The sequence below is a fragment of the Paenibacillus chitinolyticus genome (assembly GCF_045038035.1).
Taxonomy (GTDB): domain Bacteria; phylum Bacillota; class Bacilli; order Paenibacillales; family NBRC-103111; genus Paenibacillus_F; species Paenibacillus_F chitinolyticus_A.
In genome coordinates this window covers 997,259-1,020,780 of record NZ_CP173427.1, presented here as the reverse complement: position 1 = coordinate 1,020,780, position 23,522 = coordinate 997,259, and the positions used below count along the sequence as shown (strand labels likewise).

At 58.8% G+C, this 23,522-nt stretch carries 23 protein-coding genes and 1 pseudogene; 6 read left to right on the top strand and 18 right to left on the bottom strand.

Annotated features, from left to right (window positions below):
• Positions 1–71 precede the first annotated feature (71 nt).
• The 6 genes from ACI48J_RS04585 to yyaC all read right to left on the bottom strand — a co-directional run bounded on the left by ACI48J_RS04585 (position 72) and on the right by yyaC (position 6,001).
• Positions 72–785 (bottom strand): transcriptional regulator, encoded by a 714-nt coding sequence (locus ACI48J_RS04585; protein WP_405081932.1) that lies wholly within the window; start codon positions 783–785, stop codon positions 72–74.
• A 289-nt stretch (positions 786–1,074) separates the two neighbouring features.
• Entirely contained in the window at positions 1,075–2,136 is a 1,062-nt protein-coding gene (locus tag ACI48J_RS04580; protein WP_405081931.1) for a copper amine oxidase N-terminal domain-containing protein, read from the bottom strand.
• 171 nt (positions 2,137–2,307) lie between these two features.
• Positions 2,308–2,592 (bottom strand): hypothetical protein, encoded by a 285-nt coding sequence (locus ACI48J_RS04575; RefSeq protein WP_405081930.1) that lies wholly within the window; start codon positions 2,590–2,592, stop codon positions 2,308–2,310.
• Positions 2,593–2,705: 113 nt separating this feature from the next.
• Positions 2,706–3,161, bottom strand: coding sequence for a hypothetical protein (locus ACI48J_RS04570; protein WP_326053572.1), 456 nt, complete (start codon positions 3,159–3,161; stop codon positions 2,706–2,708).
• 91 nt (positions 3,162–3,252) lie between these two features.
• Positions 3,253–5,073 carry an ABC transporter ATP-binding protein gene (locus tag ACI48J_RS04565; protein ID WP_405081928.1) on the bottom strand — a complete coding sequence of 607 codons (1,821 nt, stop codon included), beginning with the start codon at positions 5,071–5,073 and terminating at the stop codon, positions 3,253–3,255.
• A 340-nt stretch (positions 5,074–5,413) separates the two neighbouring features.
• Positions 5,414–6,001 carry a spore protease YyaC gene (gene yyaC / locus ACI48J_RS04560; RefSeq protein ID WP_405081926.1) on the bottom strand — a complete coding sequence of 196 codons (588 nt, stop codon included), beginning with the start codon at positions 5,999–6,001 and terminating at the stop codon, positions 5,414–5,416.
• Between the two features lie 285 nt (positions 6,002–6,286).
• Between yyaC and ACI48J_RS04555 the strand changes: the two genes are divergently transcribed.
• Complete coding sequence (locus tag ACI48J_RS04555) at positions 6,287–7,459, top strand: glycosyltransferase (protein ID WP_405081925.1); 1,173 nt, start codon at positions 6,287–6,289, stop codon at positions 7,457–7,459.
• A gap of 637 nt (positions 7,460–8,096) precedes the next feature.
• Here ACI48J_RS04555 and ACI48J_RS04550 read toward each other — a convergent pair.
• The gene (locus ACI48J_RS04550; protein WP_405081923.1) at positions 8,097–8,786 is read right to left on the bottom strand and encodes a copper homeostasis protein CutC; all 690 of its coding nucleotides are present in this window, start codon (positions 8,784–8,786) and stop codon (positions 8,097–8,099) included.
• A gap of 103 nt (positions 8,787–8,889) precedes the next feature.
• Positions 8,890–9,435, bottom strand: a complete 546-nt coding sequence (locus ACI48J_RS04545) for a GNAT family N-acetyltransferase (RefSeq protein WP_405081921.1) — start codon at positions 9,433–9,435, stop codon at positions 8,890–8,892.
• Positions 9,436–9,762: 327 nt separating this feature from the next.
• Between ACI48J_RS04545 and ACI48J_RS04540 the strand changes: the two genes are divergently transcribed.
• Positions 9,763–10,158: a hypothetical protein gene (locus tag ACI48J_RS04540; protein WP_405081920.1), complete on the top strand. Its 396-nt coding sequence runs from the start codon at positions 9,763–9,765 to the stop codon at positions 10,156–10,158.
• Between the two features lie 278 nt (positions 10,159–10,436).
• Here ACI48J_RS04540 and hisJ read toward each other — a convergent pair whose 3' ends face one another.
• From hisJ to solA, 4 genes are all read right to left on the bottom strand, one after another.
• Positions 10,437–11,273 (bottom strand): histidinol-phosphatase HisJ, encoded by an 837-nt coding sequence (hisJ, locus tag ACI48J_RS04535; protein WP_326053560.1) that lies wholly within the window; start codon positions 11,271–11,273, stop codon positions 10,437–10,439.
• Between the two features lie 163 nt (positions 11,274–11,436).
• Positions 11,437–11,928 (bottom strand): FixH family protein, encoded by a 492-nt coding sequence (locus tag ACI48J_RS04530; protein ID WP_405081919.1) that lies wholly within the window; start codon positions 11,926–11,928, stop codon positions 11,437–11,439.
• 234 nt (positions 11,929–12,162) lie between these two features.
• Positions 12,163–12,348 carry a KGG domain-containing protein gene (locus ACI48J_RS04525; protein ID WP_009673287.1) on the bottom strand — a complete coding sequence of 62 codons (186 nt, stop codon included), beginning with the start codon at positions 12,346–12,348 and terminating at the stop codon, positions 12,163–12,165.
• A gap of 127 nt (positions 12,349–12,475) precedes the next feature.
• The gene (solA, locus tag ACI48J_RS04520; protein WP_405081918.1) at positions 12,476–13,606 is read right to left on the bottom strand and encodes an N-methyl-L-tryptophan oxidase; all 1,131 of its coding nucleotides are present in this window, start codon (positions 13,604–13,606) and stop codon (positions 12,476–12,478) included.
• 78 nt (positions 13,607–13,684) lie between these two features.
• Between solA and ACI48J_RS04515 the strand changes: the two are divergent.
• A pseudogene (locus tag ACI48J_RS04515) lies at positions 13,685–13,836 on the top strand (manganese catalase family protein); the annotation flags it as partial.
• An 82-nt stretch (positions 13,837–13,918) separates the two neighbouring features.
• On the opposite strand, the gene panD reads toward ACI48J_RS04515, so the two are convergent.
• Together panD and ACI48J_RS04505 are read right to left on the bottom strand one after the other, a co-directional pair.
• A complete protein-coding gene (gene panD / locus ACI48J_RS04510; RefSeq protein ID WP_405081916.1) occupies positions 13,919–14,311 on the bottom strand; it encodes an aspartate 1-decarboxylase in 393 nt (130 codons plus the stop codon).
• Positions 14,312–14,336: 25 nt separating this feature from the next.
• On the bottom strand, positions 14,337–15,080 hold the full coding sequence (locus ACI48J_RS04505) for a YheC/YheD family protein (RefSeq protein ID WP_405081915.1): 744 nt from the start codon (positions 15,078–15,080) through the stop codon (positions 14,337–14,339).
• 311 nt (positions 15,081–15,391) lie between these two features.
• Between ACI48J_RS04505 and ACI48J_RS04500 the strand changes: the two genes are divergently transcribed.
• Complete coding sequence (locus ACI48J_RS04500) at positions 15,392–16,555, top strand: glycosyltransferase (protein ID WP_405081913.1); 1,164 nt, start codon at positions 15,392–15,394, stop codon at positions 16,553–16,555.
• A 217-nt stretch (positions 16,556–16,772) separates the two neighbouring features.
• Here the strand turns inward: ACI48J_RS04500 and gcvH are convergent, their stop codons facing one another.
• A complete protein-coding gene (gcvH, locus tag ACI48J_RS04495; protein ID WP_009673270.1) occupies positions 16,773–17,165 on the bottom strand; it encodes a glycine cleavage system protein GcvH in 393 nt (130 codons plus the stop codon).
• A gap of 187 nt (positions 17,166–17,352) precedes the next feature.
• Here gcvH and ACI48J_RS04490 point away from each other — a divergent pair, with 187 nt between their 5' ends.
• Positions 17,353–18,753, top strand: coding sequence for a hypothetical protein (locus ACI48J_RS04490; protein WP_405081911.1), 1,401 nt, complete (start codon positions 17,353–17,355; stop codon positions 18,751–18,753).
• A 172-nt stretch (positions 18,754–18,925) separates the two neighbouring features.
• Complete coding sequence (locus ACI48J_RS04485) at positions 18,926–19,141, top strand: hypothetical protein (RefSeq protein ID WP_405081910.1); 216 nt, start codon at positions 18,926–18,928, stop codon at positions 19,139–19,141.
• 37 nt (positions 19,142–19,178) lie between these two features.
• Here ACI48J_RS04485 and ACI48J_RS04480 read toward each other — a convergent pair whose 3' ends face one another.
• The 3 genes from ACI48J_RS04480 to ACI48J_RS04470 all read right to left on the bottom strand — a co-directional run bounded on the left by ACI48J_RS04480 (position 19,179) and on the right by ACI48J_RS04470 (position 23,495).
• Positions 19,179–20,030, bottom strand: a complete 852-nt coding sequence (locus ACI48J_RS04480; RefSeq protein WP_405081909.1) for a hypothetical protein — start codon at positions 20,028–20,030, stop codon at positions 19,179–19,181.
• 117 nt (positions 20,031–20,147) lie between these two features.
• Positions 20,148–20,768, bottom strand: coding sequence for a hypothetical protein (locus ACI48J_RS04475; RefSeq protein ID WP_405081908.1), 621 nt, complete (start codon positions 20,766–20,768; stop codon positions 20,148–20,150).
• 18 nt (positions 20,769–20,786) lie between these two features.
• Positions 20,787–23,495: a hypothetical protein gene (locus tag ACI48J_RS04470; RefSeq protein WP_405081906.1), complete on the bottom strand. Its 2,709-nt coding sequence runs from the start codon at positions 23,493–23,495 to the stop codon at positions 20,787–20,789.
• Between the last annotated feature and the right edge of the window lie 27 nt (positions 23,496–23,522).

Sequence of the window (23,522 nt, the reverse complement as noted above, 5' to 3'; positions counted from 1 at the left end):
GTATCCGGGGCAAATTGCCGCGGCTGACGGCTTACTCACCCCCTGTTCCGCGCACAAGCGGGGCAGGGGGTTTATTTTAGGCGCCGGGTAACGGTATACTCCGCCGGCTCCCGCTCTTTGACATACATAAATCCGCCCAGCTGCCGGGAGGAAATCAATTCACGGGCGGGCCCCAGCTTGTTCTTCATTCTGGCGATCACCTTGGAGATTCCGTCCGGCTGAATGTACCCGCCCCAGAGCTTCTCGGCAATGGTGTGCTTGGTCACGACAATCCCTTCGTTCTCCACAAAGAAGGAAAGCAGCGCCGCTTCTTTCTCCGAAAGCTCGGTCCTTGTACTGCCGTATTTGATGCAGAATTGTTTCGGATGAAAGTAGGTCCCTTCCCCGATGTAGACCAGCTCGGAACCGGCCGCCGCTTCGTACAATCCCGGGCAGACCAGGACAGAGATCAGCTTGTCCGGCGTTTCGGCGGCCTTGCTTTTAAGACGGGCAACGGGGTCCATCAATATTTCTCTCACGCCGATTTCTTTGGCATAGACCGTTTCCAGCGGGGTCATAGGTTCACGGATCATCAAGTAGGTCGTTGTTCCCTGTCTGACGGAACGTTTAAGCCGGAACCAGTCTTTCTCATCCGGGCTGCCCACAGCCAGTATCGCCTGCCCGCTGCCCAGTCCCGGGAGGCCGCCGAGTTCAGATCTCGCGTGAACGGAACAAACCGTTTCGTTAAAAAAATAAGAAAGCACGTGGGCCATATCCGGGTCATCTGTATAGATCGCGATAGTCATCAGCGGAGCCTCCCCCTTGCATAGTTTATGAAACAAGCTAAGTTTTCAGCGGCGTTAGCGGTTAACCCAGTAAAATTGGAAGGATAGTCTTACCCTATTGATACCAGAATCAGGAAATGTTTTCAATTATTTTTAAAAAATAATTCCTTTTCGTAAATAAAAAAAGAAAGATTATACCTGAATATAAAAAAGGCAGCCCCCGTTTGGAACGGGAACTGCCTTTCTTAATGCCGATGCAGGACCGGCCGGTTCAACGGCCCTTGCGCAGCCGGAGTCCGCCGAACTTCTCTTACTCCGCTTGGGCCGCAGCCGCTTCCGGCTCGACGTCTACGACGATCTTCACCGCTCCGCCGATAGGAGGCAGGCTTTTCGTCATAACGCCGTTGTAGAAGCCGATGACATTCGCGCCTTTAACGAGCGCTTTTTTGTCCGCTTTGGCGCCTTCTTTATCGATGACTTCCGTCGCATCGGAAAGACGCAGCACAATTTCGCTCTGGGATTGCTCGGTGAGCCCTTGACCTTTGATGGTCAAGCTTTGGCTGCCGTCATCACCCGTGCGCACTTCTTCCACGGTACCGGAGGTTCCGAGCAGCTTCTCGGCATCCGCCGAGTAACCGGACACGGTAATCTTGTATGTAGGCGTTTGAGGCGGCAGGCTCATTGTCATGGCCATGGAGTGCTCCGCTTCGACAATTTGACCGAGCGCAAGCTGATCGAACGTAAGCTTGTCTCCCTTGTCGGTGGCAAATACAGTGTCGTCGCCCACGTTGAGAACGAGTCCGGCCGTACCGAAGCCCTGAATTTGCACGGCTTTATATCCGTCTGTGCTGCGGACGGAAGTCACAACGCCTTTGGTCATCGCGTTCTCCTTCTTTTCGTCAAAAGAAATGGAAACGGAACCGCCCTGCGCCGTTACCGTTCCATGAAGAATTTCGCTGGCAAACGAAGCCGGCACGTAGAGCTTGCTGTCTACCAGCTCTGGAGCGGTGCCGAGCGGCTTGTACATTTTGTTCAGCACATAACGGTCTTCACCGGTTTTTACGAGCGTCCAGATACGGTCTTTGGACAGTTCGACGGAGTAATCCTCCTGATTCCATTTCAGTTCCATGCCGATCGCTTCGGCCACGGCACGAAGAGGAATCATCGCCTCTTTGGCTCCCGCTTTCACATATCCTTCGGCATCCAGAACTTGATTGTTAACGGTCACTTGTACGGACTGCGATACTTCCGCGCTGATCGGGACGAGGTTGTCCGCTTTCGTTACGACAGCCGGCGAAGCGTATGCCGACCCCGTGGTCATAGCCATGGATACGGCCAGAACGGCCAGTCCTTTTTTCATTCCCTTGTTCATGCTGCTTCTTTCCCTTCTGTGTGTGATGAAAATGACATACTCCTTAACAGACGCGAATCATGCATAATTGTTGCATAAACATACAAAGTTATAAGGAATCTACTGGATAATAAAAGGCTTTTTGAACAAAAAAAGTGCATATACCTTTACGGCATACACACTTTATAGGGCTTAATTCCCATGCGCCATAACGGCCGGATCGTCCAGCTCGATCTTGCGGATCTGGTTGCTCATAAACTCCTTCATGGGGTCGAGCACCCGCATCGGATTCGGCACGTCTCTCATGTCCTCCCACTCGCATTCCACGCCTTTGCCTCCCGCAAAGCCCGCAAACATCTGGCAGCCGCTGCAGAAAGCGCTCTTCTGCCGGTCATCCAGCTCCACGACTTTATTTCTCAGGCAGCAGTACACCTCATTATGTTCGTTCCGGTAGTTTATATGATGAATCAGTGTCATCGTCAACACTCCTTTTGTTCATATATGGGAACAGCGGAGCCGAAGCCACCGGAAAAAGCGGAACCAGAAAAGACCCGCGCCGCAGCGGGGCCTCCTGACCCTTTCTATGAGAGCTACTGAATGGGATCGGGAATCAGTCCGGTTTGCTTCAACTCGCTGTTGGTTTTCATTTTTTTCATTTCGTTGCCCAGCCTGCGGATATCGTAAGAATCCGTCGCCATATACCCGTTGCTTGCCGTCTCGACGGTATGAGGACGTTTGTTCGGCTGGTTCAAATAGTCGGCAAGCTCTTTCATGCGGCAGATGGCCGCTTCGACGACACGGGAAGGCGGCTGCTCCTCCGTATCGAAACGGGTGTGGCCCAGGTACACTTCCGTGTGCCCGTTCTCCAGAAGCCGGGTCGGTACGGCCAGGGTGTAGACCCGCTGCGTAATCGAATCCGCAAAGGTAGTGACATATATATGGTTCTCATGGGTCCGGGGACGCACGAAACCAAACTCGCTTAACGTCTTGTGAACAAAGGAAAAGGGCCTCGTCATCGTTGCCAGCGTCTTACTGAACTCCTTCATTGGAAATTCCTCCTTTGAATTCGTTACAGTACGCATCTCCCGCCGTACTCCGAAATATCCGATTGAAACCATCGGTGTTCTTTGTTTGGACTCAAGGGGCCGTCGTGTCATTTGTCTGTCCGCGAAACTGTGTCCGGTACAGACGTGCGTAGAGACCGTCAACTTCCATCATTTCCTTGTGGGTGCCCGACTCCACAATTCTTCCTTTCTGCAGAACCAGGATGCGGTCCGCATGAAGAATCGTCGAGAGGCGGTGCGCGATAACCAGCGTCGTCCGGTCTTTCATCAGCTGCTCCAAGGCAGCCTGAACGAACGCTTCGGATTCCGAATCCAGGTGGGAAGTCGCTTCGTCCAGAATCAGGATGCGCGGATTTTTGAGCAGGGCTCTGGCGATTGCCAGGCGCTGCCGTTCACCGCCCGAAAGACGGTGTCCGCGTTCACCGACCATGGTATCGAATCCCTGCGGCAGAGACTGCACAAAGTCGTAAATATACGCTTGGCGGCAGGCATGGACAAGCTCTTCTTCCGTAGCGTCTTCTTTGGCGAAGAGCAGGTTTTCCCGCACGGTGGCATGAAAGAGGAACGATTCCTGCGTAACGTAGGCAATCTGGCGGCGGAGCGACGACAGACTAACCTTTTTCACATCGAATCCGTCTATCTCTATAATGCCCTCCGTCGGATCGTGGAGCCTTGCCATCAGACTGATAAGGGTCGATTTGCCCGCTCCGCTGGGACCGACCAGTGCGACAACTTCACCCGCTTCCGCTTGGAAGGAAATATCGGATAGAACCGTATTACCCGGCGAGTAGGCAAATGAAACATCGCGCACCGCTATGCTTCCGCGTACCGGGGGGAGCTCGGCTGCCCCTTCCGCCTCCTCCACTTCGGCCTTCATATCCTGATAATCGAAAATACGCTGGAAGACGCCTAGCGCGGTCGCCACCTCCACATGCAGGTTAAGCAGGGTCCCTACAGGACTGTACAGCCGTCCGAGATAGGCCGCGAAGGCTACGATTCCGCCTATGCTCATACTTCCCTGAATGACGGAGTAGCCTCCGTACATATAAATGACCGCGGTGCCGAGCGGGCCCAGCACCCCGAGAAACATCATATACCAGCGGCCGATCAAATTGAGACGGAGTTCCAGATCCATCACCTGCTGGTTCATTCCGTTAAACCGCTCCTCCTGCTCTTTCTCGCGCGTGAAAATGCGGGTGAGCATAGCGCCGGAGACGCCGAAAATCTCTCCGAGCTGCGCCGACATATCGGCGCGGACTTTTTGCGTCTCTCCGCGCAGGCGCTTGCGGACGCCGGAGACTTTACGCACCGGCAGAATGAAGGCGGGCAGGACGATGAGCGCCACGATGGCCAGGCGCCAGTCGAGGGCGAAGAGGATGCCGACGGTCGTGATGACGATGACGATCTGCGTAATCGACGACACGACGAGGCTGGTGACGACGGTCTGGACCGCCTGGATGTCCTCCGTCAGCCTCTGAACCACTTCGCCGGCCCGGGCCGCGGTAAAGAAGGACATGGACTGCCGCTGGAGATTGCGGAAAAGGGTCATCCGCAGGTCTCGCATGACGCCCTGGGCGACTTTGGTGTTCAAGTGGTTCTGCGCCACTCCGAGCATGCCGCTGAGCAGCGGCAGAGCGACAAGCAGAACGGCGAAGACGGCAAGGAGCCGGAAGCTCTGCTGCGGGATGGCGGTGTCAATGATCTCTTTCATAACGAGCGGAGGAACGAGGCCGAGTACGGCTCCTCCGAGAGCCAGCAGGACGATTACGGTCAATTGACCCCGGTAAGGCCGGAACAGTCCCAAAATGCGGCGCAGGGATACTTCTTTGAGGGTCGCTTTGGGCATCCTTCCCCCGTTTCGTTCGCCCAGTCCTCCGCCAAATCCGTTTCTCATGTGTATGGTTCATCTCCCTGTTTTATTCGTGTGTGCGGGTTAAAAAGTTTACAAAAGCATACAAGCCTGCGGCTGGTTGTCCGCGTGTTTTATCGGGCGGACTCAGGGACGCAGGCTTCGCAACATAGCGGAAGCAAATGTATAATAAAAGCATACTTAAGCGGTCTCCCGCCGGAGACGATACACTGCTGGCTGCCGGGAAGCGGCTGTCGTTCCGCCGGGAAAACCGGGCGGGTGCGGGCGCGCAAAGCGCCGCACAACCGCCGTTAGGCAGGGCCCCGGTGTGCGGCGCCTCACGGGTGCGGGGGTTCGCGCAGCGATCCGCCGCCGAACAGACCGCCTAAGCGCGGACCGGCGGGAACGCCGCTTGAACGGCAGCGGCGATTTCCCTCGCCATGCCGATCACCCGGTTCAGCGAGGTCGTCTGCAGGACGGCGTACTGCCGGGGGCCGTCGGCGTTCACGATCGCGGCGACGGTGTAGTCGCCGACGAGCGGAAGGTTTTTGCCGAGCGACTTGCCCGGGAAGATCGGCCGGTTCGACACCTGGTACAGCCCGACGGAAGATGGCTGTCCCAGACACGCGTCGATGCCGACGACCGGGGCGCCCGCCGGGATTTCCGTCAGGCGCCGCACAAGATTTCTCGCATCGCAGGGATGCTCCAGGGTGCCGATGACGCTGTAGCCGGCTTCGGCCAGCATGGAGCCGACGAGCGGGCCGAGCGCGTCTCCGGTCGAGCGGTCGGTGCCGATGCACACGAACACGCACGGAAGCGCGGCGCCCTCTTCTTCCCGGATTTCCGAAAAGAAGGCGGGAAGCTGTCTTCCGGATACTTTTTTCCAGTAGCCGTCTTTGGAGGCTTTGGAAGCTTTGGAAGCCGGTGGTTTGGCAAGGCTTGCGGCTTCCGCGTCGTTCCGGGAATGGTCCATGCGAAGGCCTCCTTTCTTGATACGCTGTTTTGACAAATCGTTAAGACTAGCTGCTATGTCCCGGTTCCAAGACGCGCCGGTTCGATGTTGTACCTGCAAGTACACGGTGCTGTGCTCACCCGGATAATAACGGCCAGACAACCGGCAAGAAAACTCCGTTTTCCTGCCGTGCTTTCTGCGTACGACCGGTTATTTTCCGCTTTTCAAGGAAAAGTTCAGTTTATAAAATCACGGACAGCTCTCTTCCCCCTAGTTCCCTATTATTGTTCCACAAGGAGGCCGCTCATGTCCATAGCCGGAATAATCGCTCTGTTTATTCTGCTCTACTGGCTGGTCATGCTGGCAGATCACCTGCGGGGCGCAAGGCTGTTCCGCGAACTGCCCCCTGCCGGTCCGCTGCCCGATCCCCCGCCTCTCGTCTCGGTTATTATCGCCGCCAAAGAGGAAGAAACGACAATTCGAGATACGGTGCGGCATCTGCTCGCGCAAACCTATCCCCGGCTGGAGCTGATTGTCGTAAACGACCGCTCGCAGGACGGTACCGGACGCACGCTGGACGAGCTCAAACGGTGGTCCGAGGAGCGCGGGGATATTCACATCCCCATGCGGGTGATCCACGTGACGCGCCTGCCGGGCGGATGGCTCGGCAAAAACCACGCCCTCTACCAGGGCTACCGGCAGGCCCGCGGTCCGTGGCTGCTCTTTACCGACGCCGATATCCGCTTTCATCCGGACACGGTCCGGGAAGCGGTCGGCTTTGCGCTGAGCGAGCATGCGGACCATCTGACGCTCACGCCCCGCATGACGGCGCCCGCGTTCTGGCTGCGCAGCTTCATCCGCCACTTCCTCTTCTCGCTAAGCCTGTTCACGCGCCCTTGGCGCGCGAATCTGGACGGAGAGCGGAAAGGCGGCATGGGCATCGGCGCGTTCAATCTCATTCACCGGCGGGCCTATGAAGCGATCGGCACGCACGAAGCGATTGCCCTCCGGCCGGACGACGACCTCCAGCTCGGCGCGCGGGTGAAGCTGGCGGGTCTCCGCCAGCGCCTCGCATCGGGACGGAGCAGGCTGCAGGTCGAGTGGTATCCGAGCATGAGAGCGGCCGTCCGGGGGCTGGAGAAAAATCTGTTCTCCGGCTTCGGCTACAAAGTTTCTTTGGCGGCGGCGGCCGGAGCGGGCCAGCTCCTGCTGTTTACGTTTCCCTGGCTCGGCATGCTGCTCTACGGCGATTGGCGCAGTCTCGTCCATCTGGCCAGCGTGCTTATCATGACGGCCCTTTACCGGAAGCAGATCCGGATGATGGCAGGTTCAACGGGCCTCGATACCCTCGCCATTCCGGCGAGCGCAGCGGTGCTTGTCTACGTGCTTGTCCGGTCCGTGGGACTGGCGCTCAAACAAGGCGGCGTCTACTGGCGCGGAACGTTTTATTCCTTGAAGGACCTGAAAAAAATGAAATAAAGAGCAATTGTGAAAGAAACCATTACAGAATGTTTACAACTGAAGCATTTTGTTTATTGTATAATGAAGAGGAATAAAAAAGAGGAGGAGAGTCTTCCATGTCCACTGTGCCGACAAGAATGTACAAGTACGCCTTTGGCGCGCTGCTCCTTACGGTCAGTCTGCTTACGGCTTACACAAACATCCAGCCGTAAATAGGAAAGCAGGTTAAAGAAGGCGATTCGGTCTTCCTGCAACAGCTGCCCGGCTTACCCCAGTTCGTACCCCCCATGATCGAATATGCAAAAAAGGCTGCCTCACTTCCAGTGGGACAGCCTTTTTTGCATACCCGTATTACGGGGAGTTCGGCCAACCGGCGTGATAATCCCGAGTCCGCCGGGCGGCGCCCATGACGGAAAGTCAAACCCGCGCACCCGCCGTTTGACACTCAAGGGCAGTCCGGCGGCCGCGCCCCGGCAAACAGGCCGGTTTGTCCCGCGAAGGAAAAACCGGCCTGCTTGTATGGGCTGCTTCAAGAGCCGCGGAAAACGCGCAGCAGTCTCCTGCTGTCAGGCCTCCAGGCCGTTGTTCGATGTCATCTCCGGGAAGCCGCCTCGTCAGACTGGCGCCCCCATCCCTGTATCGGAGAACCTGTCCGTTAACAACGCGCCAGTATGTCGCGGATTTCCCGGATTTTCTCGGCGGCGATATCGTCTTCCACGCCTTTAGGACCGCGGACGGCGCCGCCGAAGTGGACTTCCGTCACGCCGGTGTTTTTTACGAAAGATTCAAGCGATTCCGCATTCAGTCCGCTGCCGGCCAGTATCGTGATGTGAGAACCGCGGCTGAGCTCCACCAGTTCCTTCATCCGGTCTACGGCATCCAGCGCGCTCGGCTTGCCTCCCGATGTCAGAATGCGAGTAATCTGCTTGTAGCCGGAGAGCTGCCGAAAAGCCGCAATCTGATCCGGCACGGCGTCGAACGCCCGGTGAAACACCACTTCCAGCCCGCCGGCTTCCTCCAGCAGCGCTTCCAGCACCGGAACGTCGATCTCGTTCTGCGGGGTAAGCGTACCGATCACGATGCCGGCGGCGCCGGTTTCGCGGATAAGCCGGATATCTCTCCGCATAGCGCGCACATCGTCCGCGTCGTAAACAAACGATTTGCTGTGAGGCCGCACCATGACGGCGGAAGGAATTTTCACGCTCCGTACCGTGCCCTCGATAAGGCCCGCGCTCGGAGTCAATCCGCCCTCTTTCATGCCGGTCACCAGTTCCAGCCTGTCCGCCCCGGCCCGTTCGGCCGCGATTGCGTCGCCGACTGTTGTTGCGATCACTTCCAATAACATAAAAATCTCCTCCTGATCCGTTCTAATCATCAGGCACAAAAGCGCCGGTCGACTCTTATTTTATCACGGGAACGGCCCGGATTCTTCTTTTTATCCAAAAAATTCAATGTTCCGTCCATTCCCTGCGGAGGATAGAATAGAGAGCCATGTCGCGCTTGCCGCTCTCCTTAACCTCCCACTCTCTCATCACGCCTTCGAGCGTAAAACCGAGCCGCTGCGGAACAGCCCGGCTTGCCGCGTTCTCGATATCCGCCATAATGACGATCCGGTTGAGGTTCTTTTCGGACCAACCGTATCCGATGAACGCCCGGCACGCGCGGGTCATGATTCCCCGGCCCTGATAAGCCTTGCCGAGCCAATACCCGATTTCGGCCCTTCCGTGAGCGGGAACCAGCGCGTGATAATCAATAACCCCGGCCAGTTCTCCCCGGACCATGATGGCGGCGGCCAGCGATTTGCCTTCTGCGAACGCGTGCAATGTAGACTGGATAAATGCGGCGGAATCGCCGACTTCTTTCGTGTCGTTTGCCCAGAACAGCCACTGTCCGAGCTGCTCCCGGTTGTCGTCCGTCAGGCGGAACAAGGCTTCCGCATGCTTAAGCTCCAATAATTCCAGACTGATTTCTTCGTCGACCTGACATATTCTCATCGCGGCGTCCCTCCTGTAAATTTCCATCTACTTTAGGGTCTGTGCCTCTTCTTGTCAAGAAAAAAGACAGGAGTCCCCCAAAGGCGGCTCCTGCCTGTATAAAAACCGGGCAAGCGGCCCGGGTCTGTTCGGAATTCGTTTGGAGCACGGCCATGACCGCTCTTCGCCTCCTCTCTACGGCTTCCCGCTCCATTGTACGGAGCTTTCGCCTTCCGGATGTATCTCCCGCCCCGAGCGGAGCGCCCAAAATAGCCGGATGCCCACGCCCGGCAGGGCGTCCGCACATAAGCTGGAGGGAAGAAAACGGAAAACGGAGGGATGCCAGCCATGTACAAAGAGGATTTTTATTGTTTGTGCAAATCGTATATGAACCGTCACGTCCGGGTACAGACCAAATCGGGCCGCACCTATGACGGGATGATTATCGGAGTGGACCCGAATTATGTCCGGCTGAAAGTATCCGGCGGGCAGGGCCAGGGGCATGGTTACGGCCCTGACATGGGATACGGGCAGGGGTATATTTCGGGCCATGCTAACGGCGGATATGGAAGAACAGGACCATACGGGCAGCCGCCCGATGAATTCGGGGAAAGGGGATTCTTTCCCCCCGCTCCCGGCTTTTTTCCGGGCTATCCGGGCTATCCGGGATATCCCGGTCCGAGCAACGAGACGATCCTCACGCTGGCCCTGTTCGATCTGCTGACTCTTGTTCTGTTGATGTAGAACAAGAGTCAGCCGCGGACGCGGGTGTTCCTCCCCGCGCCCATACAACGCGAAGAAGCCGCACGCTGCACAAAAAGCACCGCCTCAGGAAACGGTCCGTTTGACGCGGCCCCCCTTGGCGGTGCTTTCAGGCTCCGGCGGCTTCCCGCCGCGGATTTGAGGCCGTAAGGGGCGAACTTTCCTTACGGCCTCAGGCGCTTCACGCGGCTTTCGAGCGGCCGCTCCGTGCGCCGCTTCACAGGGCCGCTTCTCTCCGTTTTCCGGCGGCTCGCTCCGAATCAGCTTTCCGCGCGGCTCGTGCCGAAAGCGGTCTCAAACCAGGCCCAGTCCGCTCCCACATGCTCCGGCTTATGCGTATCGGAGCCGTAAACCAGCGGAATGCCCCGGTTCGCGCAGGCGGCAAGAAACCACCGCGGCACATAGGTTTGCCCGCAGGTCGGCACCCGCAGGCCCGCGACGTTCACGTCGATGCCGACGCCCGCCTCCTGGAGCTTGGGCAGCAGCGCGGTCAGCCTGCGCTCGATCAGTTCCGGGCTGATCGGCGGAAGCGCTTCGCGGAACTTCTCGATCAACTGCACATGCCCGAGGCGCTTGCGCATAGGCAGCTTGGCCGCCCACTCGATCGCTTTCTCGACGTGGTTGTAGTACTCCTCGGCTACCGCGTCCATACTCCCGTAATGGGCGAGCAAGCCCTCCCGGAAGTCGTCCGCGGTGAAGTCGATGCAGCGCATGCCGCCCGCTCCGGGAAGATAATGGACAGATACGACGACGTCCTCCAGCCGGCTTCCGTACTGATCCAGCAGCGCGTCGGAGAAGTCTTCCCTGCCGTACAGGTAATCCATCTCGAGGCCCACGGTCACTTCGATCCTGCCGGCATATCTCGCCTTCATCTCTTCGGCATAGGCCAAATAGTCCGGCAGCTCCTCCATCGGCATGGCCAGTTCCGCCATGAGCCGGGGATTGTCGATCCACTTATCCGGCAGCGGCGGGTGCTCGCTGATGGTATAGCGCTCGAAGCCGAGCTCTACCGCCCGGTCCAAGTATGCCGGTTCCTCGGCGGGATTTCCGTGATAGCAAAACTTCGTGTGCGTATGACCGTCCCATTTGAATGTCATGGCGTACTTATCCTCCTTTAGTCTCTGCGGCTTGTCTGACTTGAGTATAGCGCGGCCCGGTTAGCACGGCAACGCCGGGCTTCTTATCGGCAAAAAAGCCCGGATGATTTCCATCCGGACCCGCCCGATTGTATCGGGAATCGTAAGGATATCCGATGCCGGGCTATTCCACCCGGAGCTTCACCTGCGGCATCGTGTGCATCGTTCTGGCCGTGACGTGGGAAATAATCAGATACGTTCCCGGCTCGTCGAATTTCTTCTTCAAGGTGTACAAGCCGTCCTTGCCGTGGGTTCCTTTAATCTTCTCATGCTTGTCGTCCGGGGCACCTTCTTTCCATACTTCGAAAAGAACCTCGTCCGCATCGTCCACCGGCTTGCCATCCTGGGTGACGGTGACTTCAACCGCCGCTTCCGTCCCTTTTTTAACCGGTTCCGCCGGCAATTTCACTTTGGCTTCGATCGGATTCAGCGTATCCAGCGCCCCTTGGCCCGCGCCTTGACCTCCGTGCCCTTCATGTCCGCCGCCTCCCGAACCGCAGCCGGCAAGCGCCGCTGTCAGCACCAGCAGAAGAACGGCCGTGCCGACACTCCTGCGCCTGAATGTTAATTTCAAACCGGAACGACCGGCTGAATTTTCCTGTTTATGTGCATTCATTTATGTTCAATCCCCCTAAACTGCATGGCCTGATGCCTTTACGGCTGCTTTCATTTTTTCCCGTCAATCAAACCTATTATACCGGGATGCCTGCAAAAGAGGGATAGCTCACCTGGGCCCTATTTGTAACGATTCCGTGAACAATCCGGCGCGAGCCGGTTTAATCCGCACGCCAAAAGGACTTACAACCGGGGGCTGCAAGTCCTTTTATATATCGAGATCACGTTCATCGTCTTAACTGCGTCCGCCTTTTCTTCCCGCTTCTTCACGGCTCATCTTGCCATCGCTTCTGCCGCTGTCGTTTCCGCGGGATTCGCCGCCTTTACGTCCGATTTCCTGGTAGAAATCTTTGTCGTGCGTGCGTGCGGTTTCTTCTCCGCCTTTGCGTCCTGCTTCTTCTCGAGACATTTTGTCAGCCATGATGATCCACTCCTCAAACGGTAAATTTGCAGGCTTCTTAGGAAGTCTTGTTTAACTGCCGCCTACGTCTATTACTTACCCGGATGAGAGATTCCGAAACGGAAAACGGGTAATACACTGGTTAAAATCAATAGAACCGCTCCGGCGAAAAAGGAGCCAGATCCAGAGAACTCCTTCCATCGACGGTCAGATCCCGCAAAATTTCGCCCACGACACTCGCGAATTTGAACCCGTGTCCGGAAAAGCCCGCCGCAACGCTCACATGGGGATGCTCCGGCAGCCGTCCGATGATAAAATCCTCGTCCGGCGTACGTTCGTACAGGCAGACCTTGCCCTGCAGCAGCGCACCCGAGGCGCCCGGCAGATACGCTTCCATAAAGGCGCGCAGTTCTTCTTCGTCCCCGGCCTCACTCCCGAAAGGAAGTTTCGGCTCCCCGGGACTCAGGGGAATCCCTTCATCGTGCCGGCCTACCTTGACTCCCGAACCGTCGAAGTCGGGAAACCCGTAAAATTCCCCCTGCCCCGTATGGACCGTAAAGCCCGGAAAGCCGGGGGACCGGTACCGCCCGCCGTCGGACCGGAACCAAGCCACCGTTTTGCGGACCGCCGTCACGGGAAGCGGCCGGCCCGGCAGGATACCTGCGGCCGCGGCTCCAGCCGTGACGATCAGACGGCCGGACGTGAAGGTTCCGGCCGGTGTCGTCACGGACGCTTCGCCGCCGTCCAGCCGCACGGACCGGACGGGCGTATCCGTCAGCAGCTCCGCGCCCGCTTCCAGCGCCAGTCTCCGGTAGACGCGCAGGCAGGCTTCGCTGAGCAGCACCCCGCCGTCCGGCTCGTAGAGGCCGCTCCAGCCCTCCGGCAGGGAGAAGCCCGGCCACCGCCGGTGGATTTCGGCGGCATCCAGCTCCTCCAGCGGAACGCCGTACCGCCGCGCGTTGGCGATTTTGCTCCGGTGGTTGGCCGTCTCTTCGCGGCTCACGTTCAGCACGCCCGTAGGCCGCAGCAGCGTCTCGCCGGATAGGCGCTCCAGCTCTTCCCACAGCTTCTGGGCGCGCAGCGCAAGGGGCACGTATGCGGAGGCTCCGCCGTAAGCATGGCGGATGAGCCTCGTCTCCCCGTGATGACTGCCTTCCTCGTGCGGGGGATTGCCCGCATCGAGGAGCAGCGTCTGCACGCCGCTTGATGCAAGCCGGTAACCGGCGCTCAGGCCCATCGAGCCGGCTCCGATAATGATCACGTCGTAACGGGTGCGCATGGCGGTGTCTCCTTCCTCCCTCTTCATTATCTTGACGTTAGCACCCCGCCTGAGAAGGTGTCAATGCGCAGCGAAGGAGACGGCCTTCCTATTGAAGTTATCGAGGGAATACCGGAGCATACGGGTCCCGTTCCGGATTCGGAGGAAGTTCCCGAAGAATTTGCGCCCGGCATCTCCACGGAAGATTTCTGAAAATCGCCCGGCGTCTTCAGCGCTCCGCAGGGTTATAACGGCAATCCCGAAGACCCTTCCGGCAGGCTGCTCCGGAAGAGTCTTCGGGATCTTTTTCAACTGCACCGCAAGGAGGACCTGTCAGGAAGGATCCGGCACGGTGGAGTGTTTTTCCGTGTAACGATCATACGCAACTTTGTTGCCTTCTTCCAAAATAACCACTTTGGGCGCATAATCCGCCGCCGTTTCCTCGCTCATTAACGCATAGGAAATAATGATGACGACATCGCCCGGCTGCACAAGCCTTGCCGCCGCCCCGTTCAGACAGACGCATCCCGATCCCCTGGGACCCGTTATCGTATACGTCTCCATCCGAGATCCGTTGTTAATGTTCACGATCTGAACCTTTTCATTGGGCAGAAGGTCCGCAAGCTCCATCAGCTCTTCGTCGATCGTGATGCTTCCTACATAGTTCAGATTGGCCTCCGTAACGGTGGCCCGGTGGAGCTTGGATTTCATCATCGTTCTGAACATGCCGCGCGTCCCCTTTCCTCGTTCTTTACTGGCCTTCGCCGTAAGCCTTGATGCGGCGGTACATCGTTTTGTCTTTAAGCTTCACGAAATGAGACATGGCCGGATACAAATTCCCTTCGAAAATCCACACATTTCCGCGCTTGTCCAGCCCGATATCAATACCGTAAATGACCTGCCTCGGAAAATGTTCCGTCAGCGTCTTCGCGCATGCGAGAGCGACCTGATCGATCCGTTCCCGCAGCGCTGTCCGGGACAGCTTATGAAGCGAGGAGCGGCCGAGCGCTTCGTCCAGAAGGAGGAGCTTGCCCTTTCTGGATGTGTTCGAAACGAAATAGCCGCTGCCCACGACTTTCGCCACCCGTCCGGTAACGATCCAGCGGCGCGAATTTTTTTTCCGCTGAACGATAACACGCAGATCGAAAGCCCTCTCCCCGACCGTCGCCCGGTCGATACTCTGCTGGACGATATAGCTTTGAGAACCGATTTGCTTACTCAGAAAAGCGTAAGTCTTCCTCCTGTCCCCCAGCTTGATCTTGCGGTTTTCATGCTGTACTTCGTACCGGCCGTCCGACAGGCCCGACACATGGAAAATGCCCTGCCCCTGCATCCCGCCAACGGGTTTGACAACGACCCGGCCGTACCGCTTCGACATTTCCCGGAAGGAACGTTCCGACAGCGGACTCGTTGCCGGCAGATGAGGGACAAGCCCGTCGGCGTTTCTCATAAACTTGTATTTGGACCACTTGTTAAACCTCGCGGGAACCGCCATGCTCTCGGCCACCTTTCCGATCCTGATAGAATTTCTTTCATAGACCGCTCCTTTATATATATGAGAGCGGGTACCGGATGGAAAAGGCGTCTGTTCCGGCGGCCGCTGTGCAGCCGACTCTATTTTTCAAAGATCGGGAAAGAGCCTTCAAGTGATAGGGCAAAATAGTTTCTTATCCGTTTCAAAGCCTGAACGGCTTCCGTAAACTAAAGTAATGCTTTCAGCTGTCACGGCGAAGCGGAACTCCTCTATAGAAAGAGAGAACATATAAAGAATTTTTTTGCCTAATCTGTGAAAAAGGATGGATAACGGTGAGTCATTATCAAGTCATATGGAACGGGCCCGTGCTGGGCGACAACGGAATCGGAACTGCCGGCCGTGAATATGTGCTTGCGCTGCACCGGTTGGGCGTTCATGTCAAAGTAACCCCCACGCGCAGGCGTTCGTCCCTCTCTACCCCATCCAAAAGGCTCATGCTTGCCTTGGCGCGCAGGCCTCTGGTCCGCAGGAAGCCGAAGGTGCTGGTTTACCATCGCCTGCCGCATACTCTGAATATCGCGCAAGCGAGAAAAAAGTACGACTATCTTATCTTGAATGCGGTCTGGGAGACGACGAAAATCCCCCGGAACTGGCTCCCAAGCATTAATCGGTTCGACGCCGTTTGCGTGCCGTCCGTGCAGAACAGAACCGCCATGAGAAGAAGCGGCGTCCGCGTCCCCGTATACATCGTTCCGCACGGAGTGAATTGCCGCACGTTTAAACCCCGGAACAAGAAGCTGGCCGTGAAAAAAAAAGGCGTCTTCCTGTTCGTCTCCGTCTTCACCTTCCAGCACCGCAAAAATCCCGAAACCCTGCTCAGGGCTTTCTGGGAGGAATTTTCCGCCAGGGACCGCGCGGCGCTGCTGATCAAAACGAGCGCATTCAGCTCGAAAGAGTCGGGCGCATGGATCCGCGGCCGCATCGCGGCCTACAAAAAAAGGCTGGGAATCCGGCACAAGACGGCCCCCCTCCATCTCCTGACCGGCCCGACCAGCCCCCGTACGGTGCGGGGAGTCTATACCGCAGGCGATGCGTTCGTGCTTCCCACGCGCGGAGAAGGCGTCGGCCTGCCGTTCCTGGAATCGCTGGCCAGCGGAACTCCGGTCATCGCGACAGGCTGGGGCGGTCACATGGACTTTGTGACAAAGGCCAATTCCTTTCTCGTCCCATATAAGCTGAAACCGCCCGCAGCCGGTATGAAGAAAGCGATCTCCCGCTCCTTCCGCCACTTGTTTGCGCAGAAGGGACAGCTTTGGGCGGAGCCGGATCTCGGCTCGCTGAAAAAGCAGATGAGACGCGCTTACGAGCATCCGGGGCTGTGCAGGCGGAAGGGACTCCGGGGGCGCAAGGATATGAGCCGGTGGACATGGACGCGCGCCGGACACGCGATGAAAAGAGCCATCGAGAAGACGATCGCCTCCAAAAGGCGGCGTTGAGGCCGGGACGGCGCGTGAAAGCGGAGGGCGCGTGCAGGAGCCTATAAGGCATCGGGCGCGCCCAGCCAACAATCGCCTGACGCAACAGCAAAAAGACATTCCCGGGCCGGAAGCGGACCGGGAACGTCTTTGTTTGAGAGGTGAATTCACTCGTCTTGCAAAAAAGCACCCTGCCGGAAAATTCCGGCAGGGTGCCGCAGCTCGGAGAGGCAAACGATTACTGCTCCGAAACGATATAAGCCTGATACTGATCGGCGGTCATAAGCCCGTCCAAGGCTTCTTTGCCGGAAATGTCGATTTCCGCCACCCAGCCTGCGCCGTAAGGGTCCGTATTCACCAGCTCCGGAGATTCTTCCAGAGTGTCGTTGATCCGGGCGACCGTTCCGATAACGGGACTAATCAGGTCGGAGACCGTTTTGACCGATTCCACACTGCCCAGCATGTCGTCGGCTTTGACGGAAGCGCCCGTTTTCGGCAGTTCGACGAATACAATGTCGCCAAGCTGCTCTTGTGCAAAAGGGGTCATGCCTACACGGATTTTCGTATCGGAAAGCACTTCGACCCATTCGTGTTCTTTGGAGTATAACAATCCGGATTTTACTTCGCTCACGTTATTACCGCCTCACTTTTGACTGCCGTTAATAAATTTAGCTTACCCGAATGAAAACGGCGAAGTCAAGCCGGGAGCGGGCAAAGTTCTTTCGTTGTATTGACAGCTTATTTAAAGGGTGATACCATCCTGATAAATTCCTACTTTTCTGATTGGAATAAATTAATTTAAGAAAGGGGTTCATTCCGTGAACGTATCTATACGGCTTAACGCGCCCCGGTTCGGCTCTTTCCTTGCCGCAGGCGCTCTGTTTCTAACGGTGTGGTCAGGGCCTGCTTACGGGCAAGGAGCGAGTGTTCCGGCAGCTGCCGCTCTCCGGACGGCGGAGCAAACCACCCTTTTATCCGAGGAATACCGGCAGTTCTTGAAAGACCAGTTCGGCTATACATTGCCGTCCGCACCGACAAAGGGCGACTTTGTTAAGGCTCTGGCCGCTGTTCTTAACCTGGAGCCGCCGTCAAACAAACCGAATCCTTTTCAGGACATTAAGGAAAGCAGTCCCTATTACAAATCCGCTCTCGCGTTGTACGAAAAAGGAATCCTCACCCAAGACCGGCTCGATGGAGATCAGCCCCTCACCCAGAGCATGGCCGTGTACATCGCCGTGAAAGCAGCCGGTTTAAAAGAGCTCGCCTATACCTATCCCGCCGAGAAAACGGCACGTTCGCTCGCCAAGCTTCATGCGGACGACGAAATCCCGCAGCTGACGCCGCAGGCCGCCCAGGAACTCGCCGCAGCCGCGGATACGGAGCTTCTGCCCGCCGGGCTGCACGGCGCTTTTCAGCGTAACGAGCCCGCTTCCGCCTCTTACGCCGAAATTTTGCTCGGACGCGTGCTGAAACTGCAGGGCCTGTACAAGCATGAGCTGGGCCGGGTCTCCGATCCGGGCATTCTCCGCAAGGTACGCGACGCATGGAATACGCAAAACCTGATCCAGCAGCCCGAACTGCAATCCATCGTGGACCAAGCGCTGCAAACCGATCTGATTACCGGCTACAACGTAAAAGACGACCGGTATACGCCTCGCTTTGACAGCGCGCGTTCCCTTACATACGGACACAGCGAGATTGACCACGCCCTTCAGCTAATCGGACTCCTACGCAGTGAAGATATCGATGCCCGCGTCCAGCTGGAGCCGAAAACCTCCGCTTTTATTTACTTGAAAGAATGGGGCGAGCCTGTTCAAACCGACGATTACAAAGTCGTGCAGATCGACAACGGGAACTACATAGCCTATGCCAAGGAGTATGACCTTTCATTCGAGTTCGCGACAGCCGGGCAAAAGGACCGGTTCCAGGAAATCGTCCTGAAATACGCCAAGAAGAACAGTGAAGACCAGGGCGGCCTTATTGCTCATTCTTGGTGGCAGCCGCTGTATTATTCCCGGACCGAGCTGCCGGATTACAAAGTCATTGCCAACAATAAAATCGCTAAGGGCCACTACTATGCCCAAACCTTTTCCCTGGCCGACAAGCCTGAAGCCATTGCGGAGGGTATCCGCAAAATCAGCCCGTCTACCAAAGTTGAGTCTTACCGGTTCTGGGTCGACGAGCCTTTTTACAACTATTTGATCGGGGAATATAAGTAAAAAGATAGCCGTATACACCCCTAAGTCTATCCGGGAAAACAGAATCCTCAGAGGGAGAAAAGGCGGTAAGCCAATTTTCCTTCCGAGGATTTTTGCGCTGAAAAAAACTCTCTGCCGCAAGACAGAGAGCCTCGAAAAGAAAGCGAACGCGGGTTAATCCAATTTTTCCACCGTGATCTGGGCGTTCGTTCCCGTACCGCTGAGCGTTAACGTCAAACCGGACACGGAAACCGTAAGGCTTCCCGCCGTTACCGCCTGGAAGAGCAGATCGCCTGTCAATACGCCTCCCGCCAATTCCAGTGAAAATACCGTGGCACTCGGCTGCGGCACTGCCGTCCCGCTGAAACTTGCGGACACCGAAGACAGCAGGCTGAGCGTTCCCGTATAGATGAGAAAACTTACCCGGTAATAGCCCGGTTCGTTGATCAGAAAAGTCGTCGTCGGCTCGGTCGGACTGAACGTAATAGCCGTGCCGTATTGGACGCCTGCCGTGTTGAACGGAACCAGTCCCCCTGCGGTGACCGTTGTCCCTCCCGTATTTCTCCGGCTGGCAAACGAGGTGAGGCCGGTTCCCGCTGTGCCGTCGGCTCCTGTGGCACCAGTCGGCCCGGTAGGTCCTGTGGCTCCGTCGGCCCCCGTTGCTCCTGTCGCACCGTCAGCTCCGGTCGCTCCTGTGGCTCCATCGGCTCCGGTTGCTCCTGTTGCTCCATCGGCTCCCGTTGCTCCTGTGGCTCCATCGGCTCCGGTCGCTCCTGTGGCTCCATCGGCTCCCGTTGCTCCTGTTGCTCCAGTCGGCCCCGTTGCTCCTGTTGCTCCATCAGCCCCCGTTGCTCCTGTTGCTCCATCAGCCCCCGTTGCTCCTGTGGCTCCATCAGCTCCGGTCGCACCTGTGGCTCCATCGGCTCCGGTCGCACCTGTTGCTCCGTCAGCTCCCGTTGCACCCGTGGCTCCGTCAGCCCCGGTTGCACCTGTGGCTCCATCGGCTCCCGTTGCTCCAGTAGCTCCATCAGCTCCGGTCGTTCCTGTCGCTCCATCGGCACCCGTTGCTCCTGTCGCTCCAGTCGGCCCGGTTGCACCTGTCGCACCATCGGCACCTGTCGCACCTGTCGCTCCATCGGCTCCGGTTGCTCCTGTTGCTCCGTCTGCTCCGGTCGCACCTGTAGCCCCGTCAGCTCCCGTTGCTCCTGTAGCTCCGTCAGCCCCGGTTGCTCCTGTTGCTCCGTCGGCTCCGGTTGCTCCTGTCGCTCCGTCAGCCCCGGTTGCTCCTGTTGCTCCATCGGCCCCCGTCACACCTGTAGCTCCATCAGCTCCGGTTGCTCCTGTCGCTCCGTCAGCCCCCGTGGCACCTGTAGCTCCAGTCGGCCCGGTTGCTCCTGTTGCTCCATCGGCCCCCGTCACACCTGTAGCTCCATCAGCTCCGGTTGCACCTGTTGCCCCATCTGCTCCGGTCGCACCTGTCGTTCCATCGGCTCCGGTTGATCCTGTAGCTCCATCAGCACCCGTGGCGCCTGTAGCCCCGTCAGCGCCCGTTGATCCTGTAGCTCCGTCAGCCCCGGTTGCACCTGTTGCTCCGTCGGCTCCGGTTGCTCCTGTCGCTCCATCAGCACCCGTGGCACCTGTTGCTCCATCGGCTCCCGTGGCACCTGTGGCTCCATCAGCCCCGGTTGCTCCTGTTGCTCCGTCGGCTCCCGTTGCTCCTGTCGCTCCATCAGCCCCAGTTGCTCCTGTTGCTCCATCAGCTCCGGTCGCGCCTGTTGCTCCAGTCGACCCGGTTGCTCCTGTAGCCCCGTCGGCTCCCGTTGCTCCTGTTGCTCCGTCGGCCCCGGTTGCTCCTGTTGCTCCGTCGGCTCCGGTTGCTCCAGTCGGCCCCGTTGCTCCGGTCGCACCTGTTGCTCCTGTAGCTCCATCAGCTCCCGTGGCACCTGTCGCTCCATCAGCCCCGGTTGCTCCTGTTGCTCCATCGGCTCCAGTTGCTCCTGTCGCACCAACAGCTCCCGTGGCACCTGTCGCTCCATCAGCTCCCGTTGCTCCTGTCACTCCGTCGGCTCCGGTTGCACCAGTCGCACCATCAGCTCCCGTTGCTCCTGTTGCTCCATCAGCACCCGTGGCGCCTGTAGCCCCGTCAGCTCCCGTTGCTCCTGTAGCTCCGTCAGCCCCGGTTGCTCCTGTTGCTCCTGTCGGCCCGGTTGCACCGGTAGCTCCGTCAGCCCCGGTTGCTCCATCGGCTCCCGTTGCTCCTGTAGCTCCATCAGCACCGGTTGCACCTGTTGTTCCGTCGGCTCCGGTTGCTCCTGTCGCTCCATCAGCACCCGTGGCACCTGTTGCTCCATCGGCTCCGGTCGCGCCTGTTGCTCCAGTCGGCCCCGTTGCTCCTGTAGCTCCATCGGCTCCCGTTGCTCCAGTAGCTCCATCAGTTCCGGTCGCTCCTGTCGCTCCATCAGCCCCGGTAGCACCTGTGGCTCCATCGGCTCCGTCAGCCCCGGTTGCTCCATCGGCTCCCGTTGCTCCTGTAGCTCCATCAGCTCCGGTCGCTCCTGTCGCTCCATCGGCACCCGTTGCTCCTGTCGCTCCATCAGTTCCGGTCGCACCTGTCGCTCCATCGGCACCTGTCGCACCTGTTGCACCTGTAGCTCCATCAGCACCCGTGGCGCCTGTAGCTCCGTCAGCCCCGGTTGCTCCTGTGGCTCCAGTCGGCCCGGTTGCTCCTGTTGCTCCGTCGGCTCCGGTTGCTCCAGTCGGCCCCGTTGCTCCTGTCGCTCCGTCGGCTCCGGTTGCTCCAGTCGGCCCCGTTGCTCCTGTCGCTCCATCAGCTCCCGTTGCTCCTGTCGCTCCATCAGCTCCCGTTGCTCCTGTCGCTCCAGTCGGCCCCGTTGCTCCTGTGGCTCCATCAGCTCCCGTTGCTCCTGTCGCTCCATCAGCTCCCGTTGCTCCTGTCGCTCCAGTCGGCCCCGTTGCTCCTGTGGCTCCATCAGCCCCCGTTGCTCCTGTCGCTCCATCAGCTCCGGTCGCACCTGTCGCTCCATCGGCCCCCGTTGCTCCTGTCGCTCCATCAGCCCCAGTCGCACCTGTCGCTCCATCAGCCCCCGTGGCACCTGTTGCCCCGTCGGCTCCGGTAGCACCCGTTGCTCCTGTAGCTCCATCAGCTCCCGTGGCACCTGTCGCTCCATCAGCCCCGGTTGCTCCTGTTGCTCCAGTCGGCCCGGTTGCACCGGTAGCTCCGTCAGCCCCGGTCGCACCTGTCGCTCCGTCAGCACCCGCAGCGCCTGTCGCTCCATCGGCTCCGGTCGCACCTGTGGCTCCATCGGCACCCGTGGCGCCTGTTGCTCCGTCAGCTCCCGTGGCACCTGTCGCCCCATCGGCTCCCGTTGCTCCTGTCGCTCCGTCAGCCCCGGTTGCTCCTGTCGCTCCATCAGCCCCGGTAGCACCTGTCGCTCCATCAGCCCCGGTCGCACCTGTCGCTCCATCAGCTCCTGTTGCTCCGGTCGCTCCATCAGCTCCGGTTGCACCTGTCGCACCATCAGCTCCGGTAGCACCTGTTGCTCCATCGGCTCCGGTCGCGCCTGTTGCTCCATCAGCCCCGGTCGCACCTGTTGCTCCATCAGCTCCCGTGGCACCTGTCGCTCCATCGGCTCCGGTTGCACCTGTAGCTCCGTCAGCCCCCGTAGCACCTGTCGTTCCATCGGCTCCGGTCGCACCTGTGGCTCCATCGGCACCCGTGGCGCCTGTTGCTCCGTCAGCTCCCGTGGCACCTGTCGCCCCATCGGCTCCCGTTGCTCCTGTCGCTCCGTCAGCCCCGGTTGCTCCTGTGGCTCCGTCAGCCCCCGTTGCTCCTGTCGCTCCATCAGCCCCGGTCGCACCTGTCGCTCCATCAGCCCCGGTCGCACCTGTCGCACCATCGGTACCTGTCGCACCATCGGCACCTGTCGCACCTGTTGCACCTGTAGCTCCATCAGCACCCGTGGCGCCTGTAGCTCCGTCAGCCCCGGTTGCTCCTGTGGCTCCAGTCGGCCCGGTTGCTCCTGTTGCTCCGTCGGCTCCGGTTGCTCCTGTCGCTCCATCAGCCCCCGTTGCTCCTGTTGCTCCAGTCGGCCCGGTTGCTCCTGTTGCTCCATCGGCTCCGGTTGCACCTGTCGCTCCATCGGCTCCCGTGGCACCTGTCGCTCCATCAGCACCTGTTGCTCCGTCGGCTCCGGTTGCTCCGGTCGCTCCATCAGCACCCGTGGCACCTGTTGCTCCGTCAGCTCCCGTGGCACCTGTTGCTCCATCAGCTCCAGTCGCTCCTGTCGCTCCATCAGCACCCGTGGCTCCTGTCGCTCCATCAGCTCCCGTTGCTCCTGTCGCTCCATCGGCCCCGGTTGCTCCTGTCGCTCCATCAGCTCCCGTGGCACCTGTCGCTCCATCAGCCCCAGTTGCTCCTGTTGCTCCATCAGCCCCAGTTGCTCCTGTTGCTCCATCAGCCCCAGTTGCTCCTGTTGCTCCATCAGCCCCAGTTGCTCCTGTTGCTCCATCAGCCCCAGTTGCTCCTGTAGCCCCGTCGGCTCCAGTTGCTCCGTCAGCCCCGGTCGCACCTGTCGCTCCAGTCGGCCCGGTGGCACCCGTGGCTCCATCAGCTCCCGTGGCACCTGTCGTTCCATCAGCCCCTGTTGCTCCTGTCGCTCCATCAGCCCCCGTCGCACCTGTCGCTCCATCAGCCCCCGTCGCACCTGTCGCTCCATCAGCCCCGGTCGCACCTGTTGCTCCATCAGCCCCCGTTGCTCCTGTAGCTCCAG